15 protein-coding genes are annotated in these 16,625 nt (G+C 65.9%); 7 read left to right on the top strand and 8 right to left on the bottom strand.

Annotated elements, in window-relative coordinates; translation table 11 throughout:
• The first annotated feature begins 38 nt into the window (after positions 1–38).
• Positions 39–692, top strand: coding sequence for a c-type cytochrome (locus tag KFB96_RS10350; RefSeq protein WP_213461830.1), 654 nt, complete (start codon positions 39–41; stop codon positions 690–692).
• A gap of 45 nt (positions 693–737) precedes the next feature.
• Complete coding sequence (locus KFB96_RS10345) at positions 738–1,244, top strand: DUF302 domain-containing protein (protein WP_213461831.1); 507 nt, start codon at positions 738–740, stop codon at positions 1,242–1,244.
• Between the two features lie 171 nt (positions 1,245–1,415).
• Here KFB96_RS10345 and KFB96_RS10340 read toward each other — a convergent pair whose 3' ends face one another.
• The 7 genes from KFB96_RS10340 to KFB96_RS10310 form a co-directional block, all read right to left on the bottom strand.
• Positions 1,416–2,291, bottom strand: coding sequence for a phosphatase PAP2 family protein (locus KFB96_RS10340; RefSeq protein ID WP_213461832.1), 876 nt, complete (start codon positions 2,289–2,291; stop codon positions 1,416–1,418).
• Positions 2,292–2,299: 8 nt separating this feature from the next.
• Positions 2,300–3,931, bottom strand: coding sequence for a glycosyltransferase family 39 protein (locus KFB96_RS10335; RefSeq protein WP_213461833.1), 1,632 nt, complete (start codon positions 3,929–3,931; stop codon positions 2,300–2,302).
• Complete coding sequence (locus KFB96_RS10330; protein ID WP_213461834.1) at positions 3,928–4,974, bottom strand: glycosyltransferase family 2 protein; 1,047 nt, start codon at positions 4,972–4,974, stop codon at positions 3,928–3,930. The genes KFB96_RS10335 and KFB96_RS10330 overlap by 4 nt, the downstream gene beginning before the upstream one ends.
• Before the next feature lie 200 nt (positions 4,975–5,174).
• Positions 5,175–5,711 carry a ribosome biogenesis factor YjgA gene (gene yjgA, locus KFB96_RS10325; protein ID WP_213461835.1) on the bottom strand — a complete coding sequence of 179 codons (537 nt, stop codon included), beginning with the start codon at positions 5,709–5,711 and terminating at the stop codon, positions 5,175–5,177.
• Between the two features lie 172 nt (positions 5,712–5,883).
• Positions 5,884–7,611, bottom strand: coding sequence for a single-stranded-DNA-specific exonuclease RecJ (gene recJ / locus KFB96_RS10320; protein WP_213461836.1), 1,728 nt, complete (start codon positions 7,609–7,611; stop codon positions 5,884–5,886).
• Complete coding sequence (locus KFB96_RS10315) at positions 7,611–9,527, bottom strand: M48 family metallopeptidase (protein WP_213461838.1); 1,917 nt, start codon at positions 9,525–9,527, stop codon at positions 7,611–7,613. The genes recJ and KFB96_RS10315 overlap by 1 nt, the downstream gene beginning before the upstream one ends.
• 194 nt (positions 9,528–9,721) lie before the next feature.
• Positions 9,722–10,303, bottom strand: a complete 582-nt coding sequence (locus tag KFB96_RS10310) for a LemA family protein (RefSeq protein WP_213461840.1) — start codon at positions 10,301–10,303, stop codon at positions 9,722–9,724.
• A 362-nt stretch (positions 10,304–10,665) separates the two neighbouring features.
• Here KFB96_RS10310 and KFB96_RS10305 point away from each other — a divergent pair, with 362 nt between their 5' ends.
• The 5 genes from KFB96_RS10305 to kdsB all read left to right on the top strand — a co-directional run bounded on the left by KFB96_RS10305 (position 10,666) and on the right by kdsB (position 15,658).
• Complete coding sequence (locus tag KFB96_RS10305) at positions 10,666–11,292, top strand: MotA/TolQ/ExbB proton channel family protein (protein WP_213461842.1); 627 nt, start codon at positions 10,666–10,668, stop codon at positions 11,290–11,292.
• Positions 11,289–11,807: a biopolymer transporter ExbD gene (locus KFB96_RS10300; protein WP_213461844.1), complete on the top strand. Its 519-nt coding sequence runs from the start codon at positions 11,289–11,291 to the stop codon at positions 11,805–11,807. Before KFB96_RS10305 ends, KFB96_RS10300 begins: the two co-directional genes overlap by 4 nt.
• On the top strand, positions 11,804–13,585 hold the full coding sequence (gene msbA / locus KFB96_RS10295; RefSeq protein WP_213461846.1) for a lipid A export permease/ATP-binding protein MsbA: 1,782 nt from the start codon (positions 11,804–11,806) through the stop codon (positions 13,583–13,585). The genes KFB96_RS10300 and msbA overlap by 4 nt, the downstream gene beginning before the upstream one ends.
• A gap of 290 nt (positions 13,586–13,875) precedes the next feature.
• The gene (gene lpxK / locus KFB96_RS10290) at positions 13,876–14,898 is read left to right on the top strand and encodes a tetraacyldisaccharide 4'-kinase (RefSeq protein WP_213461847.1); all 1,023 of its coding nucleotides are present in this window, start codon (positions 13,876–13,878) and stop codon (positions 14,896–14,898) included.
• Positions 14,873–15,658 (top strand): 3-deoxy-manno-octulosonate cytidylyltransferase, encoded by a 786-nt coding sequence (kdsB, locus tag KFB96_RS10285; RefSeq protein WP_213461848.1) that lies wholly within the window; start codon positions 14,873–14,875, stop codon positions 15,656–15,658. Before lpxK ends, kdsB begins: the two co-directional genes overlap by 26 nt.
• 424 nt (positions 15,659–16,082) lie before the next feature.
• Here kdsB and KFB96_RS10280 read toward each other — a convergent pair whose 3' ends face one another.
• Complete coding sequence (locus KFB96_RS10280; RefSeq protein ID WP_213461849.1) at positions 16,083–16,610, bottom strand: hypothetical protein; 528 nt, start codon at positions 16,608–16,610, stop codon at positions 16,083–16,085.
• Positions 16,611–16,625: the final 15 nt, after the last annotated feature.

The raw sequence follows: 16,625 nt of genomic DNA, 5'->3' as shown, positions 1-16,625 counted from the left end.
CCGTTCACGAGAACAATCATCCACCTGGAGTTTGGAGTATGAGCTCTTCCTTTTTGCGTGCGCTGGCTTTTTCACTCGCTTTCTCGGGCGCTTTGACCGTCACTCCTTCGGTCCTCGCCAGCACCTCCGATACAGAGGCGGAGCCGGATTTGGATCTCGGCCAACGCCTGCATCGCCAGTGCGCACTCTGCCACGGCCAGTACTCGCAGGGCATCTTGGGTGGAAAATATCCGCGTCTTGCGGGTCTGCCCGATTATTATCTGATGAAGAGTCTGATCGATTATCGCGACGGCAACCGCGAGCATGCCGCGATGATCGTCGTGGGCGGGCTGCGCGGCCTGTCGGATAATGACTTGAACAGCCTGGCGGCCTATATCGCGAGCATTGACCTGGATGCGGTTCATCCGCTGGATGTCCCGACCCCGGAAGGTGCGGATGTCGAGAACGGCGAGGATATCTATCAGAGCGACTGTAGGACCTGCCACGGACGCGCGGCCGAAGGGAACAAGCGCAAGGAAAGTCCCAAGCTCGCCGGCCAGTACGACGGCTATCTCTTCCGCCAGATCGAGAAGTTCAAGACCGGCAAGCGCGTTCACGCCAACGACCCGGAAGACGAAACCTTCGTGGACTACAACGACCAGGACATCCTCGATATCATCGGCTTCGTGACGACGCTCGACGACAAGAACTGAGCCCCGAGTCGGACACATCCATAAGAATATCTCGAGGATACAAGAATGAAACACCTGAGCCTTGTCGTTGCGTTCACTTTTCTCGCGTCCATGCCGCTGATCGCGGCCGAGGACGCTTCTCCCGAGATCCGCATGTCGGATGTCGAGCACACCGTGCTCAAGATCGGGCTTGCGCCCGATGTCTCCGCAGATGCGGCGGGCGAGGCCATGCTCTCCAAGGCGGTCGAGCTCAACATGCGCCTGGTCGCGCATCTCAACGTCGGGCAGGAGGTCGGAAATCGCGGCATCGAGTCGATGCGCCTGGAGATCTTCCAATTCTGCAACCCGGAAGACGCGGTCAAGATGGCGCGATTCAACACCATCTTTGCGGCCTACATGCCGTGCAGCATCGCCTTGGTCGAGGACAACGACGGCCGGATCTGGTTGCAGATGCTCAACCTGGATATGCTGATCAGCGCCTATGATCTTCCGCCCGAGCTTCAGGCACTGGCACTCGGCATCAACGGTCAGATGCTCGACATCATCACCGCCGGCGCGACCGGAGAGTTCTGATCGCCGCTTGTCGGGTCAGGCTGTCCTGACCCGACAAAGGATTCCAGTAGGTCGGATGAGCGATAGCGTCATCCGACGAGCAACCTTCGAGCAGGTCGCAAACGTCGGGTTACGTCGCGCATCGACCTCTGCGGGCAGCATTCGAGAGCGTGCCGGCGCGCCTAACCCGACCTACGGCCGAGGTCCTGCGGTTTTGACCGCGCGCCGATAGCTCAGCCAAGGTCGAAGCAGATACTGCACCCCTGCGACGCCTAGCGCGAGAACGCCAAGGATGGCCAATGGCGTCGCCGCGGCGCTGTATCCCCCATCGTCGAAAAGCAATGTGACCGCCAGGATCACGGCCAAGCTCACGACGGCGACATGAACCCATTGATTCGTCGCCGGCCCCGACCACCGAGCTGCCAGTACGGCACCGAGCCAGGCCGCGAGTGCCCCGCCGAACAGACCGGCCGCCACATCGACCGGCCAGTGCACGCCGACCGCCACGCGGCTCAGCCCGGCCAGCACGGCCAACGTCAAGAACAGCGCCCGTAACGCCGTCCAGCGTGCGAAATAGATCAAGACCCCGAAGAAGACCGCTGCCGTGACGCTGTGACCGGACGGAAAGCTCGCGCGCGTGTGACCCGGGCCGATCAGGTTGAAGGTGTCCGCCGCGAGCACGCCCGGCGGGCGGGTCGCGTCGAACAGCGCCTTGAACCCACGGCTGTAGACGGCCGCGATCAGCGCCGCAAGGATCAGCGCCCAGAAGACCCTCGGGTAGCGCAGTGCGAAGAGGAGCGCCAAGGCGAAGGCGACACGCTCGTCGCCGAGCACCGTCAGACACTGCCAAAGCCAGTCGGGATAGGCCGCGGCGGCGGCGTTGATCCGGATGAAGCCGGCGTCGTAGCCGACGCCGAGATAGAGGGTCAGTCCGACGATCAGGCAGACGCCGGCCCAGCGCACCAGCCAGGCGGCACCGCTCGTCGAGGCGAGCGGCGTTCGGGCGGCTCCGCTCTCCAAGCACTTGCGAAGGTCCTGCGTCCAGAATGCGATGAAGTCGGTGTGCATGTCGGTGTTCAGGGGTGCGCGTCGATGGGGCGTCTGTCGTCCGCCTGACGCATGCGCACCAGGGCAACCGGACCTCGACGATAGAGGAGGTCTTGCTGCAGGCCGGGGAAATCCGCAGCCAGGGCGTCCAGTTTATCGACCCGCAGGAAGACCAGCTCGCCGGGCAAGGGCGGGCGATTCGGTGTGATGGCATCGCGATAGACACTGAAGCTCGGCATCGAGGTCCGATAGACGACAGTGGGGAGATCCAGCTCGCGTGCCAGCAGACCGGCCTCCTTCACGGGTGCCTGCATCACCTCGAAGACCCGCGGGACCAGGACCCCGTAGACCACCAGCGTTTGGATGACGCCGGCAAGGATCAGCCGTTGCCACAGGGGCGGACGCGACCAGAGGAGCAGACCGATCAGCGCGGCCAGTCCGGCGAGCATGGCGCCGAGATAGTCGAGCCCCAGGACCCCGCGGGCCTCTTGGAACATGGCGACCTCATGCGCCCGGTCCGCTTGGGATTCGATCAGACCAATCACCCCGGGGAGCATCGCAAGCAGGCCGAGGAAGATCAGCGGCGGCGCGAAGGCGAGCCAGCGACCCTTCAGCAGATCGCGATGCTTGGCCATCAGGATGAAGAGCGGGGTGGCCCCGTAGAGCAGGTAATGCGGCAGCTTGGTCCCGGAGAAGGAGAAGAAGACGAAGACGGTGCCGAACCAGATCCAGAGGAAGCGTTCGAGCGGGTCCGACCAGGCGGCACGCAGTCCCGGCAACAGGCGCAGGAACCAGCCGGTGAAGGGCAGCAGGATGATCGGCAGCATCACCAGGTAATAGCCGGGAAACCCTGCATGCCCGTGCATGGCATCGCCGAAGCGCCCGGCGTTGTGCTCCAGAAAGAAGCTGCGGAAGAATCCCGGCCCGTCGTCGAGATAGACCGCGAGATACCAGGGCAGGGCGACCGCAACGAACACCAGCCAACCCTTCGGTGCGAAGGCCGCCTGCGCCCAGCGCCCAAGCTGACGTTGCGAGCCGAAGAAGAGCAGGCTGACCAGCACCGGGAAGAAGACCGCCACCGGCCCCTTGGTCAGGAAACCGAGCCCCATCCAGAGGAAGGCGCGCAGCACGAAGCGGCGGTTGGTCGCGGGATTCGGGTCCAGGTAATAGCGATAGATCTCGAAGAAGGCGAGGGCGATGAAGAGGTTGAGCACCGCATCGGCGACCGCCCCCTTGGCGATGACCGAGACTTGCAGACTCAAGGCCATCACCAGGCCGGCGACGACCGCACTCTCGCGATCCAGACGCTCGCGCACGAATCCCCAGACGGCGAGCACCCAGAGGGTCGCGGCGATCGCCGAGGGCAGACGCAGCGCCAGCTCGTTGAATCCGAACGCCTGCGTCGAGGCCGCCTGCAACCAGTAGATGAGTACCGGTTTGTCGTAGCGGGGCTCCCCGTCCTTATGCGGCGTAATGAAGTTGCCGCTCGCCAGCATCTCGCGGGTCGCTTCGGTGAAGGCCCCCTCGTCCAGATCGTAGAGCGGCACCGCGCCCAACTGCCAGTAAAAGCTCAGCAGTACGACCGCGACGAGCAGCCAGGGCGAGGTCAGGACGCGCCCGAGTATCCCGCTCGGGCCGCGATCGGCGATGGTTTGGCTCATGCCGAACGCCTCCATTCCGCGTCGGCCGGATCGGACTGCCAGCGAATCCGGTGGTGCGTGTGCTCGCCCGAGGCATAGAAGGTGCGCATCATCAGCTCGGCGAGCACCCCGGTCGTGAGGAACTGGATCGCGACGACCAGGAAGAGGATGGCCACGAAGAGCATCGGGCGTGTCCCGATGTGCTGTCCGAGCCCGAACTTCACCCAGAGCATCTCGGCCATCAGGATGCTCCCGACCACGCCGAAGAGGATCCCGATGGAGCCGAAGAAGTGCCCGGGTCGCGATCCGAACCGCAGGAAGAAGAAGGCCGAGAGCAGGTCGAGCAGCACCCGGAAGGTGCGCGAGATCCCGTACTTGGAGGTCCCGAAACGACGGGCCTGATGGCCGACCTCGGTCTCGCCGATGCGCTCGGGCGCGGTGACGCCGGCCACCCAGACCGGGATGAAGCGGTGCATCTCCCCGAGCAGGGTGACCTCCTTGATCACCTCGGCGCGATAGACCTTGAGGCTGCAGCCGTAGTCGTGCAGGGCGACGCCGGTGACCTTGCCGATCAGTGCATTGGCGATCTTGGAGGGCAGCTTGCGCATGACCAGCGCATCCTGGCGCTGGCGACGCCAGCCCTGCAGGAGATCCAGGTCGCGTGCGAGCAGCTCCTCGACCATCCGCGGGATGTCGGCCGGATCGTTCTGCAGATCGCCGTCGAGCGTGGCGATCAGCTCGCCGCGTGCCGCGTCGAAACCGGCCTGCATGGCCGCGGTCTGGCCGAAGTTGCGCCTCAGCCGGATCACCCGCACATGCGGACCGAAGCGCTCGCCGACCTTGCGCAGACGCTCGCCCGTGCCGTCGCGGCTGCCGTCGTCCACACAAATCAGCTCCCAGGCGCCCCGGTAGCCGGCAAGCCCTTCGTGGACCCGCCTCAGCATGGGCTCGACGTTGTCGATCTCCTGATACATGGGGATGACGACGGAGAGCGACGGATGCTCCGTCGGGACCTGTCCGGTCGCGTTCGCCGCCACCGGCGCCGGTTCAATCGAGGTATTCATGTGCGTTCCAAATGGTCACAGCCAGCAAATCCCAAGCCCCGAAAAAACCCGTGACGCGTAGGATGGGTAGAGCGCAGCGAAACCCATCCTCCCCGCTCCGACCTCTCGGTTCCGATACAGATCGAGCACAGCGAAACCCATCCGCCGCCCGGATTGGGCGTTTGAGCTGCGAGGATGGGTTTCGCTGCACTCTACCCATCCTACGTGTGCGTGTTGGACTCCAGGGCCTCGCGCAGGAAGCGGAAGAGCTTGCGCGGTGCGTCGGGCCGGCCGCGCTCTTGATCGCGCTGGGCTGCGCGGATCAGCGTGCGCAGCTGCTGGCGGTCGACATCCGGGCATGCGTCGATGAATTCGCTCAACGCGCCCTCGTCATCGGCGATGAGTCGCTCGCGCCAGCGTTCCAGCGCATGCAGGTGTGCGGCTGCCTCGCGCTCGCGAGACTCGGCCTGGTTCACCAGGGCGTGGACGGCGGCCATGTCTTCGCGTTCCAACAGGTTGGCGATGCGCTTCCAGTGGCGCCCGCGGGCACGGATATCCTTGATCCGGGGCGTCTCGTCCAAGGCGGCCCAGGTCGCAGCACTCAGGTTCAAACGCTCCAGCTCGGCCCGAGGCATCCCGGCCATGCGCTCGGCAAGGGCCTGCAGGGCCAACTTCTCGCGCTTGAGCTGGCTTTTGCTCGGACCGCGCTCGTCGTCCTGATAGTCGTCTTCGTCGTCGTCGTCGATCGTATCGTTCATCCCGAAATCCAAAAATATGCGGTAGGGTGCGGTGAGCCTGCGAACCGCACCGACACGCTGCCATGCGGTTCTCGCCTCGCCGCAGACGACCGTCGGTTCCCGACCGGTCGTCCGGCCTGGCCATGTCAACCAAAACCCTTGCGCGGTTTGCGCCTTTGCGGTTCGAGATCCGTCATGCAGCAGGCTCCAGATGCTCGAGGATCAATTGCGCGGAGCGGTTGCCTCGGTAGTCGTTGACGTCCAATCGGTAGGCGAGCCGCACCGCGCCGCCGGCCTCCGAGATCTGCTCACCCAGGTTGAAGCCGATGGCCTCGATCGGTCCATCCTCGGCCGCGGGCCCGGCAAGACGGAGCTTCAGATGGCGCTCGCCCACCAGTCGTGCGCTCAAGACATCGAAGGTGCCGTCGAAACGGGGCTCCGGGAAGCCCTTGCCCCAAGGGCCCGCGATGCGGAGGGTCTCGGCGGTTTCCAGGGTCATGAGCCGCTGCGGGAGCGCACCGTCGGATGCGATTTCCGGCTGCGGCGGCCGGTCGCCGACCACCGCGCGCACGGCCTCCGCAAAGGCCTCGCGGAACCGGGGCAGTGCCTCCGGGCGAATGCACAGCCCCGCCGCCATCGCATGGCCGCCGAAGCGCTCGATCAGGCCCGGATCCTGCCGATCCACCAGTGCGATCAGGTCTCGGACATGGACGCCTTCGACCGATCGCGCCGAGCCGCGCAGAAAACCGTCGCCGCCGTTCGCAAAGGCGATCACCGGACGATGATACCGCTCGCGGATCCGCGCCGCGACGATCCCCGAGACGCCCTGATGCCAATCCTCGCCGAACAGACAGAGCCCGGGCGGCAGCGCGGCACCGTCCAGACAGAGCCCCGCGAGCGAGGACTCGGCCTCGTCCTTCATCTCGCCTTCGATCTCGCGGCGTCGGCGGTTCAGCGCATCGAGCTGTGCAGCGAGATCCGCGGCGACCTGCGGATCGTTGGTCAGCAGGCACTCGACACCCACCGACATGTCCTCGATCCGACCCGCGGCGTTGAGCCGGGGTGCGGCGACGAAGGCCAGATCGGTGGCCGTGGCCCGGCTCGGGTCTCGGCCGCCGATCCTCAGCAGTGCGCGCACGCCCGGACTGCACCGCCCGGCGCGGATGCGTCTGAGCCCCTGCTCGACCAGGATCCGGTTGTTGCGGTCCAGGGTCACCACGTCCGCGACCGTGCCCAGCGCGACCAGATCCAGCAGATCCGCGAGGTTGGGCTCAGGTCGCCCCGCACCGAACCAGCCCTGCTCGCGCAGACGGGCACGCGCGGCGACCAAGAGATAGAAGACGACGCCGACACCGGCCAGGTGCTTGCTCGGAAAGGCGCAGCCCGGTTGATTGGGGTTGAGGATCGCGGCGGCGTCCGGGAGCCGCTCGCCGGGCAGATGATGATCCGTCACCATGACCGGGATGCCCAGCTCCGCGGCCCGCGCGACCCCGGCGAGACTGGCGATGCCGTTGTCGACCGTAATCAGCAGATCCGGTCGGCGCGGCGTGGCGGCGTCGACCACCGCCGGACTCAGTCCGTAGCCGAACGCGAACCGGCTCGGGATCAGATAGGAGACCTGCGCCGCTCCCAGGCTGCGCAGACCCCGCACCGCCAAGGCGCCGCCGGTCGCACCGTCGGCGTCGTAGTCCGAGACGATCAGCAGATGGCCGCCGCCGCGGATGTGGTGCACCAGCAGATCGACCGCTTCATCGATGCCGCGCAGCGCGCTTGCCGGGTGGAGCGCCGAGAGTCCGGGCGCGGCCTCTTCGGCATCCTCCAAGCCGCGCTGTGAATAGAGTCTGGAGAGCAGCTCGGCCGGCGTGCGGGCGGCGGCGAGCGCCGCGGCGCTCGCCGCGCGTCGAATCAGGGGGCGCGACATCAGTCCAACACCGGCAAGGGGACGTGCAGCGCCGCGACGACGGCGCGCAACAGCTCGATCTCCGTCCGGTTGATCCCGGCGTGTTTCAGGGTCGCGATCAGAGCGCGGAGCAGGCGTTGCTTGTCGTCCATGCGCAGCCGATCGAGCCGGGAGAGCGCACGGTCGAGACGCTCCGGCCAGTCGTCCGGTCCGATCGGGGTCAACTCGCGCGGACGCATCCCGAGCGACGCCAGACCGGCAGCGAACGCGGTTCGGGCGGCGCGCTGATCCGGGTTGCCGTGCACCGCCAGGATGACCAGTAGATCGCGGATCTCGTCTTCGCAGCCGGAGAGACGGGCAGTGCCGGCGCTGTGCGCATCGGTCGGGGCGATGGTGTCTTGGATCTGCTGCGCGAGCAGGCGTGCAAGGACATACTCGAAGACATCGATGCGCCCGTCCGCATGGATCAGCCGATCGAGCAGCGCCATCAGGCGCGTCAGCTCGGTCTGCGGACGACGGCGCAGGGTCGGGAAGGCAATCTCGAGCAGCGGGATGCGCAGGTCCGCGGCCAGGCTCGGCACCGCGGAGAGGAGCGTGCTGACCTGACGCTCGCCCTCGCTGCCGAGTGTCTCGGCGACCATCAAGAGCTGGCGCTCGCGGATCTCGGGGTCCGGGTCGATCAAGAGATAGCAGACCAGCGTCATCACCCACTCGGTGGAGCGGGCGGCGCGTGCAAGCGGTTCCGGGATCGCCCGGTTCAGGCGAGCCGCGACCTGGATCCGTGCCGTGTCGGGCCTGCCGATGGCCTCGACGATGCGATCGGCATCGAGACTCGCCGGGCTCGGTCGACCTTCGAGGATCGGCCGGGGCTCGGCCATCGAGGCGACGATGCCGGCCGCGCTCGGCGCCGCCAACGTCTGCATCACCTGCATCGTTTCCAGCTCCGCGGGGTCGAAACCCGGCTCGATCGCGCGAATGCGATCGGCGATCGGCGGATGCGTGGCCAAGAGCCTACGCGTCAGCCCCGCGGCGAAGAGCATGTGCCCGATCTCCTCGCTGTCGGCCGCAAGCACCGACCCGGCCGGCGCCGCGCCGATCTTCTTCAGCGCGCCGGCGATCCCCTCGGGCTCGCGGGTGAACTGCACAGCCGAGGCGTCGGCCAAGAACTCGCGCTGACGCGACACCGACGCACGGATCAGCCGGCCGAAGAAGAGCCCGATATAGCCGGTCGCGACCAGCGCGAGGCCGATCATGACGATCGCGGCAGTGTGCTTGCTCGCCCGGCCGTGCCGTACCGAGAGCATGAGGCGGCCGATGATGGCCAGCACCAGGATCCCGAACAGGATCCCGATCAGGCGAATGTTGAGGCGCATGTCGCCGTTGAGGATGTGCGAGAACTCGTGTGCGACGACGCCCTGAAGCTCCGCGCGGGTCAGTGTCCGCAGTGCGCCGCGGGTGACCGCGATGGCCGCATCGGCCGGCGAATAACCGGCGGCGAAGGCATTGATGCCGTCTTCCTGCTCGAGCACATAGATCTGAGGCACCGGCACGCCCGCGGCGATGGCCATCTCCTCGACCACGTTGCGCAACCGCTGCAACTGCGGATCCGTCGTGTCCGCATTGACCATGACCCCGCCGAGCCCGCGCGCCACCGCGCCGCCGCCGTTGCGCAGCGTGAGGATGCGGAACAGGCTGGCGAGCCCGATTGCGCCTGCGGTCAGCAGAGAGACCCAAATGAGCAGAGGGAGGCTCTCGCGAGCCACGTCCCACGAGAATACCGGCGAGAAACCGAGCCCCTCAGGATCCGAGCCGAGCCCCAGGAAGGCGAGCGCGACCAAATCGACGACGGCCACGATGCCGACGACGGCGAGCGCGAACAGCACCACGAGGAGCCGCGTGCGCCGACGGGCGCGGTCCTGATGCGCGAAGAAGTCCAATTAAACTGCGTCCTTAGTGTTCATGTGGGGTTTTCATTCGGGTTCGGTCTCGGAGGCTCTCTGCCGGCGTCGGCGCGGACGCAGTTCAAGTATATAAAAAATATAAAAATATTCTAAACCGCGCCATGCCGTGGTCATGGGTCGCGGCGAGGTCGTTCCCGACCGCAACCCTTCCATACACGCTCGAGCGCAGTTTAGAAGGCGACCTGGACGGCCTCGCGTTTCTCCGGTGCCTCGATCTCCAACAACTGCGCGGCCGTGAACCCGAAGCGCTGCGCAATCAGGTTGTTCGGGAAGACCTCGCGCAGGGTGTTGTAGCCCATGACCGCGTCGTTGAAGGCTTGGCGCGCGAAGGCGACCCGGTTCTCGGTGCTGACCAGCTCCTCGGAGAGCTGCATCATGTTCTGGTTGGCCTTGAGGTCGGGGTAGGCCTCGGAGAGCGCGAACAGCTTGCCCAGTGCACCGGCCACGCCCATCTCGGCTTGGGCCAGCATCGCCACCGCGGCGCCGTCGCTCGGATCGGCCGCGACCTGCTTGAGGCTGCCGACCGCTTGGTTGCGGGCCTGGATGACGGCTTCGAGCGTTTCGCGCTCGTGGGTCATGTAGCGCTCGGCGACCTTGACCAGATTCGGGATCAGGTCATAGCGACGCGTGAGCTGGACGTCGATCTGAGCAAAGGCGTTTTTGTAGCGATTGCGTCCGGCAACCAGGCGGTTGTAGATGACGACGACAAGAATCGCGGCCAGCAGGATCAGGCCAAGCAGTGTCCATCCCATGGGTGTTCCCCCTCGATGATGACTGTCTCCCGGGCCCGGCAATCGCCGAGTCCGGTGTCCGACCGAAGCCGGCGCGCGGCCTTCGGCAATGCGGCGAAAGGCTAACATACTTCGGAAACGGATCGGTGTTGAGCCCGCCGCACTGCGACGGGTTGCCGATGCGGGTCGAGGGAGTACCATTACGTCCGTACGGCAAGGGTGAATACCTTGATTCACGCGTAGGATGGGTCAGCGCGGCGAAACCCATCTCTTCCGCGCTGGCACCAGGATTCGGTATTTGAGCGTTGAGGATGGGTTTCGCTGCGCTCTACCCATTCTACAGGTCTCTGTTGTTTTTGAATCTTTCCTGAGGAGCTTCCCTCTTGCTTGAAGTGATGTATGCCGGCGGTTGGCTGATGGTGCCGATCGTCGCCTGCTCGATCATCGCCACCGCCGTCGTGATCGAGCGTGGCTGGACGCTGCGGCGCTCGCGGATCATGCCGGCGAATCTGGTGACCCGGATCTGGGAGTGGCACCGTCGGGGCGAACTGACCGATGCGCGGATCGAGGAGATCCGCACCGGCTCGCCGCTCGGGCGCCTGCTTGCGTCCGGGCTCATCAATCGCAACCACTCGCGCGAGATCATGAAGGAGGCGATCGAGGACACCGGCCGCCAGGTGGTGGCCGAGCTGGAGCGCTTTCTCAACAGTCTGGGGACGATCGCCTCGGTGGCCCCGCTGCTCGGTCTGCTGGGCACGGTGCTCGGCATGATCGATGTCTTCGGCGTCATCATGGACGCCGGTGTCGGCAACGCCGCCATGCTCGCGGGCGGGATCTCCAAGGCGCTGATCACCACCGCGGCCGGTCTGTCGGTGGCCATCCCGGCGCTGATGTTTCATCGCTTCTTCGACAACAAGGTCGCACGGCTCGCACTCGACATGGAGGAGCAGTCGCTGCGGCTCGTGGAGGTGATGAAGGGCGAGCGCGAGGCCGGCGAGGTCTCCGCGTGAATCTGCGTCCGCACCGTCGCGAGCCGGCCGACATCAATCTCACCCCACTGATCGATGTCGTCTTTCTGCTGCTGATCTTCTTTATGGTCTCCACCACCTTCAAGGACGAGGCGCGGCTGCGCGTGCAGTTGCCCGAGGCCCAAGGCGAGGAGATCCCGGCCGAAGAGCCCGAGATGATCCGGCTCGTCATCGATCGGAGCGGGTTCTTCAACGTCGACGATCGGGCGGTGGTCGATCGCGAGACCGAGACGCTGGTCGCGGTCTTGCAGGAACGGCTGGGAGAGCGGGAGCCCTTGCCGGTGCTGATCCAGGCCGATGCGCAGACGCCGCATCAGGCGGTGATGACGGCGCTCGATGCCGCCAGCCAAGCCGGTTTGGTGCAGATCGCCTTCGCGGCGACCCGCGCGCTGCAGAACGATGCCGATCCCGAACCGACGCGACCCGCGTCCGGGCTATCCGCTCCGCCAGCCGTACCGCAGTCCGCGCAGCCATCCGCAGGGGAGGTCGCTGAATGACCCAAGACGCGTCCCGCTCCGAGGTCGAGGCCGGCCCCATTTATCGACGGCTGCTCGGCTACGTCAAACCCTACTGGCGCATGTTCAGCGTTTCGATCGTCGCCATGATCGCCTTCGCGGCGACCGAGCCGCTCTTCGCGGCCATGATGCAGCCGCTGATCGACGGCAGCTTCGTGGACCGCAACGAGGAGATCGTGCGCCTCATGCCGTTCGTGCTGGTGGTGCTCTTCGTGTTTCGCGGGATCGCCGGCTTCATCAACAACTATTGTCTGAGCTGGGTCGGGCGGCGCGTGGTCGCGGATCTGCGCCAAAAGATGTTCGAGCATCTGCTGCGTGCCCCGACGCGCTATTACGATAATCAAGGCTCCGGACACATCCTCGCCAAGCTGACCTACAACGTCGAGAACGTCGCCACCGCGGCCACCTCGGCAATCACCACACTGGTCCGCGACGGCTTCAGCGTCATCGGCCTGATGGCCTATATGCTCTACCTGAACGCTGGGCTCGCGGCGATCTTCCTGGTGATCGGCCCGCTCATGGCCGGCGCGGTCAAGTACGCGACCAAGCGTTTTCGCCGCCACAGCCGGCGCATCCAAGACCGGGTCGGTGCGCTGACCCAGGTTGCGCAGGAGGCGATCGAGGCCCATCGGGTGGTCAAGGCGTTCGGCGGCCAACCACTCGAGGCGCGACGCTTCAGCGCCATCAACGAAAAGACCCGCTCGTTGCAGATGAAGATGATCGCGACCGAGGCGGCGAGTGTGCCGCTGGTTCAGTTGATCTCGGCGGTGGCGATCGCCGTGATCGTCTATCTCTCCACGATGCAGGGTCTGAAGGAAGACATCTCGGTCGGCACCTTCATGTCCTTCGTGGTCGCCATGGGTCTGCTCCTGCCGCCGGTGAAGCGTCTGACCGCGGTCAACGCCCATCTGCAGCGCGGCATCATCGCCGCCCAGAGCCTGTTCGAGCTGTTGGATGCGGAGGAGGAGCGGGATCAGGGACGGCGGACCCTGGAACGTGCCGAGGGGCGCGTCGAGTACCGCGGCGTCACCCATGTCTATTCACCCGACAAGCCGCCGGCGATCCGGGATCTCGACCTCGTCATCGCACCGGGCGAGCGGGTCGCGCTGGTCGGGCGCTCGGGCAGCGGCAAGAGCACGGTCGCAAGTCTGCTGCCGCGCTTCTACGATGCGACCGCGGGCGAGATCCTGATCGACGGTATCCCGATCCACGAGCTGAACTTGGCCAATCTACGTGCCCAGATCTCGCTGGTCAGTCAGGACGTGGTGCTCTTCAACGACAGCATCGCCAACAACATCGCCTACGGTCAGGCCGAACCGCCGAGCCGCGAGACGCTCGAGCGCGTCGCCGTGAATGCCCACGCGCTCGACTTCATCCAGGCCCTGCCCGAGGGCTTCGACACGCGTATCGGCGACCGCGGCGTCATGCTCTCGGGCGGGCAGCGCCAGCGTCTCGCGATCGCCCGGGCGATGCTCAAGGACGCCCCGATCCTCATCCTGGACGAGGCGACCTCTGCGCTCGATACCGAGTCCGAGCGTCATATCCAGGCCGCCCTGCAAGAGCTGATGGCGAACCGGACGACCCTCATGATCGCCCATCGGCTCTCCACCATCGAGAACGCCGACCGCATCCTGGTGATGGACAACGGACAGGTCCTCGAGCAGGGCACCCACGGCGATTTGCTCGCGCAGGACGGCTATTATGCCCGGCTGCACCGTCTCCAATTCCACGATGCCGGCGAGCCCCCGGCCGCGTCTTAAACCGCGCCCGACGCGGTATGCGATGTTTTTGGATGGGATCGGCCCCGGCAGACGTGACGAGCGTTGGAGTCGGCGCGGTTTAAGAGATTAAAAAATATTAAATTTTAAACCGCGCCTCACCGAGATCGAGGACATCTCCAAAGCCCAATGCAAAACGAAAATGACGCATGTCGCTCCGGACACGGTTCAAGCCCCGTAGGTTGTGCTGACGTCAGGAAGCACAACTCGCTTGGCGCCGCGTCGAGCCTCCCACGTCTCGGCACAATCAAGCGGACGGGCGGATCGAGGTAATGGACCCGAACCCCATCTGGTACGGCCGTCATCCGCTCGGCCGCATCCTCGCGCCGCTCTCCTGGCTCTATTGTTTGGTGGTCCAACTGCGTCGCCTGGGGTATCGCAAGGGCTGGCTCGCGAGCCGGCGCCTGCCGGTGCCCGTGGTGGTGGTCGGTAATCTCACCGTCGGCGGGACCGGTAAGACCCCGGTCGTCTTCAAGCTCGCGAAGCTGCTGCGGGCGCGCGGTTGGCGTCCCGGGATCATCACGAGAGGTTATGGGGGAAGAGGGGGCGGACGGGGCTCGGCCGCGCCGCGCCGGGTGCCTCCTGACGGTGAGCCCGCCGATTTCGGGGACGAGCCGGTGCTGCTGGCCCGTCGCAGCGGCTGCCCTGTCGTCGCCGGACCGGATCGTGTTGCCGCCGGTGCGATCGCCCTGTCCGGGGGCGACGTGGACATCCTGCTCGCCGACGACGGCCTCCAACACTATAGGTTGGCTCGAGACATCGAGATTGCGCTCATCGACGGCGCGCGCGGATTGGGCAACGGGCGCTGCCTGCCCGCCGGGCCGTTGCGCGAGCCGCGCGGGCGTCTGGATACGGTCGATCTGGTGCTGACCAACGGCGGCGGCTCGGGTGACGACAGGGGCGACGGGTACCGGATGCGTCTGATTCCGGGTGCGGCGGTCAATCTCCGTGACCCCGCCGTCTCCAAGCCGATCGCCGACTTCATCGGGCGGCCCGTCTTTGCGGTCGCGGCGATCGGCAACCCCGAGCGCTTCTTTGCCATGCTGCGCGCTCTGGGCCTTGAGGTGGAAGGTCGCGCCTATCCGGATCACTATCCCTTTGCATCCTCGGATCTCGATGCTTGGCCGCCCGGCCCGGTGCTTATGACCGAGAAGGACGCCGTGAAGTGCGCGCGCTTTGCCGGCGAGGATCACTGGGTTCTGCCCGTGCAGGCCGAGCTGGATACGGCCTTCGTCGAGGCATTCTTTCGCAAGCTGGAGGCATCGCCCCATGTCCGCCCGAGAGACTTCCGATAAACCCCTAGGATTCAAGGTCGTTATCCCCGCGCGCTACGGCTCGACGCGCTTGCCCGGCAAACCCATCTTGCCGATCGCCGGCAAGCCGATGATCCAACATGTCGTGGAGCGTGCGCGCGCGAGCGCCGCCGACGAGATCCTGGTCGCGACCGACGACCCGCGCATCGCCGAGGTCTGTCATGGCTTCGGAGCCGAGGTGGTCATGACCGGCAGCGCGCACCGCAGCGGATCGGAGCGCATCACCGAGGTGATCGAGCTGCGCGGCTGGGACGACGACGTGGTGGTCGTCAACCTGCAGGGCGACGAGCCGGCAATGCCGGCGGCCTTGCTGGATCAGGTCGCGCGCGACCTGGCGGGTATCGCCGATCTCGGCATGTCCACACTCGCCGTACCGATCTCGGACCGCGCGACCCTCTTCGATCCGCACGTCGTCAAGGTGGTCACGGATGCCCGAGGCTATGCGCTCTATTTCTCGCGCGCCCCGATGCCCTGGCACCGCGACGAGTTTCTCGCCAATCGCGCCGAGCTGCCGACATCGGTCCCTTTTCTCCGCCACATCGGGCTCTACGCCTATCGCGTCGGCTTCCTCAAGCGCTATCTGGCTTGGGCGCCGTCGCCCCTGGAGGTGGCGGAGTCGTTGGAGCAACTGCGCGTGCTTTGGCACGGCGAGCGTATCCATGTGGCGATCGCCGTGTCCGAGCCGGGACCGGGTGTCGATACGGCCTCCGATCTGGCCAAGGCCGAGCGGCTGTTGGCGTAAACCGCCACCGACGAGCGCCGAAGTGACGATTCAGAGACAAGGTGAACACCTTGAGGAACGGGTAGGATGGGTAGAGCGACAGCGAAACCCATCCTCCAAACCGCCGGGTTGCCGGGTTTCGGTCCGATGCCCTTGGTGCGGGCTGGATGGGTTTCGCTGACGCTCTACCCATCCTACAAATTCAGGTTGTTTTTAGGTGATTTCCGGGAAAGCATCGACCAACATGTAGGGGCGACTTTAGTCGCCCGGTAAGCATTGGCAACACGCACGGCCGGGATGATCATTCCCGGAAATCGCCTTAAATCGTTCCGTATGATCGGGCGCTGGCGGCGATCTGCAGGATGCGTTGGCCATCTTAAACCGGCTGGACGCCGAAGCCGGGGCCGATCCCATCCAAAACATCGCATACCGCGCCGGGCGCGGTTTAGGCCCGGAGCGTCGACTCGAGGCAATCGATGAGGTCTTGCATCTCGAGCGTGAGCGCGCCTTCGACCGGGTCCAGGATTCGGATCTGCAGGATCGCGTTGGCGCGATGGCTGGCGCGGCCGTATTGGTCCATCTGGATCGGAGGTCGGGCGAGATCCGATTCCAGCACCGCCAGTCCCTCGCCGGACAGGATGTCGATCAGACGCCAGACCTGCCCGTCATGCTCGCAGCGATGGCCGATCAACGTCCTCAGCCGCCGGATCAGCGCGGTATCGATTGCCTGGGTCTGTGTCATGTCGGCTCCTACTGCCGGGCTGGCCAAGGGGCGGCACGGGTGTTTCGGGATCTCGCGCAGCGAACGCGTCGGGTTGATCAGTGCCTGTATGCGCTCGACACATGGCTCGGAGCCCAGGTCGATCTGGCCCTTCAGCCCCGACCAGGGAGCGGCGGCGCCGATGCCTTCGGCGACGAACCGCCGGTCGCCGGCCACCGCGTCGGCCCGGCGCTCGGCGAAGGCCCGCAACACCCAGTCCGTCTCCAG

Source organism: Thiocapsa sp. (assembly GCF_018399035.1).
GTDB lineage: Bacteria > Pseudomonadota > Gammaproteobacteria > Chromatiales > Chromatiaceae > Thiocapsa.
Note: the sequence above shows the minus strand (reverse complement) of the source record. Positions and strands in the feature narration are given on the sequence as shown.

Excerpts from the sequence above, each read along its gene's own strand:
- msbA (WP_213461846.1), top strand. The coding sequence starts at position 11,804 with ATGACCCAAGACGCGTCCCGCTCCGAGGTCGAGGCCGGCCCCATTTAT.
- KFB96_RS10335 (WP_213461833.1), bottom strand. The coding sequence starts at position 3,931 with ATGAGCCAAACCATCGCCGATCGCGGCCCGAGCGGGATACTCGGGCGC.
- lpxK (WP_213461847.1), top strand. The coding sequence starts at position 13,876 with ATGGACCCGAACCCCATCTGGTACGGCCGTCATCCGCTCGGCCGCATC.
- recJ (WP_213461836.1), bottom strand. The coding sequence starts at position 7,611 with ATGTCGCGCCCCCTGATTCGACGCGCGGCGAGCGCCGCGGCGCTCGCC.
- kdsB (WP_213461848.1), top strand. The coding sequence starts at position 14,873 with ATGTCCGCCCGAGAGACTTCCGATAAACCCCTAGGATTCAAGGTCGTT.
- yjgA (WP_213461835.1), bottom strand. The coding sequence starts at position 5,711 with ATGAACGATACGATCGACGACGACGACGAAGACGACTATCAGGACGAC.
- KFB96_RS10340 (WP_213461832.1), bottom strand. The coding sequence starts at position 2,291 with ATGCACACCGACTTCATCGCATTCTGGACGCAGGACCTTCGCAAGTGC.
- KFB96_RS10310 (WP_213461840.1), bottom strand. The coding sequence starts at position 10,303 with ATGGGATGGACACTGCTTGGCCTGATCCTGCTGGCCGCGATTCTTGTC.
- KFB96_RS10330 (WP_213461834.1), bottom strand. The coding sequence starts at position 4,974 with ATGAATACCTCGATTGAACCGGCGCCGGTGGCGGCGAACGCGACCGGA.
- KFB96_RS10350 (WP_213461830.1), top strand. The coding sequence starts at position 39 with ATGAGCTCTTCCTTTTTGCGTGCGCTGGCTTTTTCACTCGCTTTCTCG.
- KFB96_RS10345 (WP_213461831.1), top strand. The coding sequence starts at position 738 with ATGAAACACCTGAGCCTTGTCGTTGCGTTCACTTTTCTCGCGTCCATG.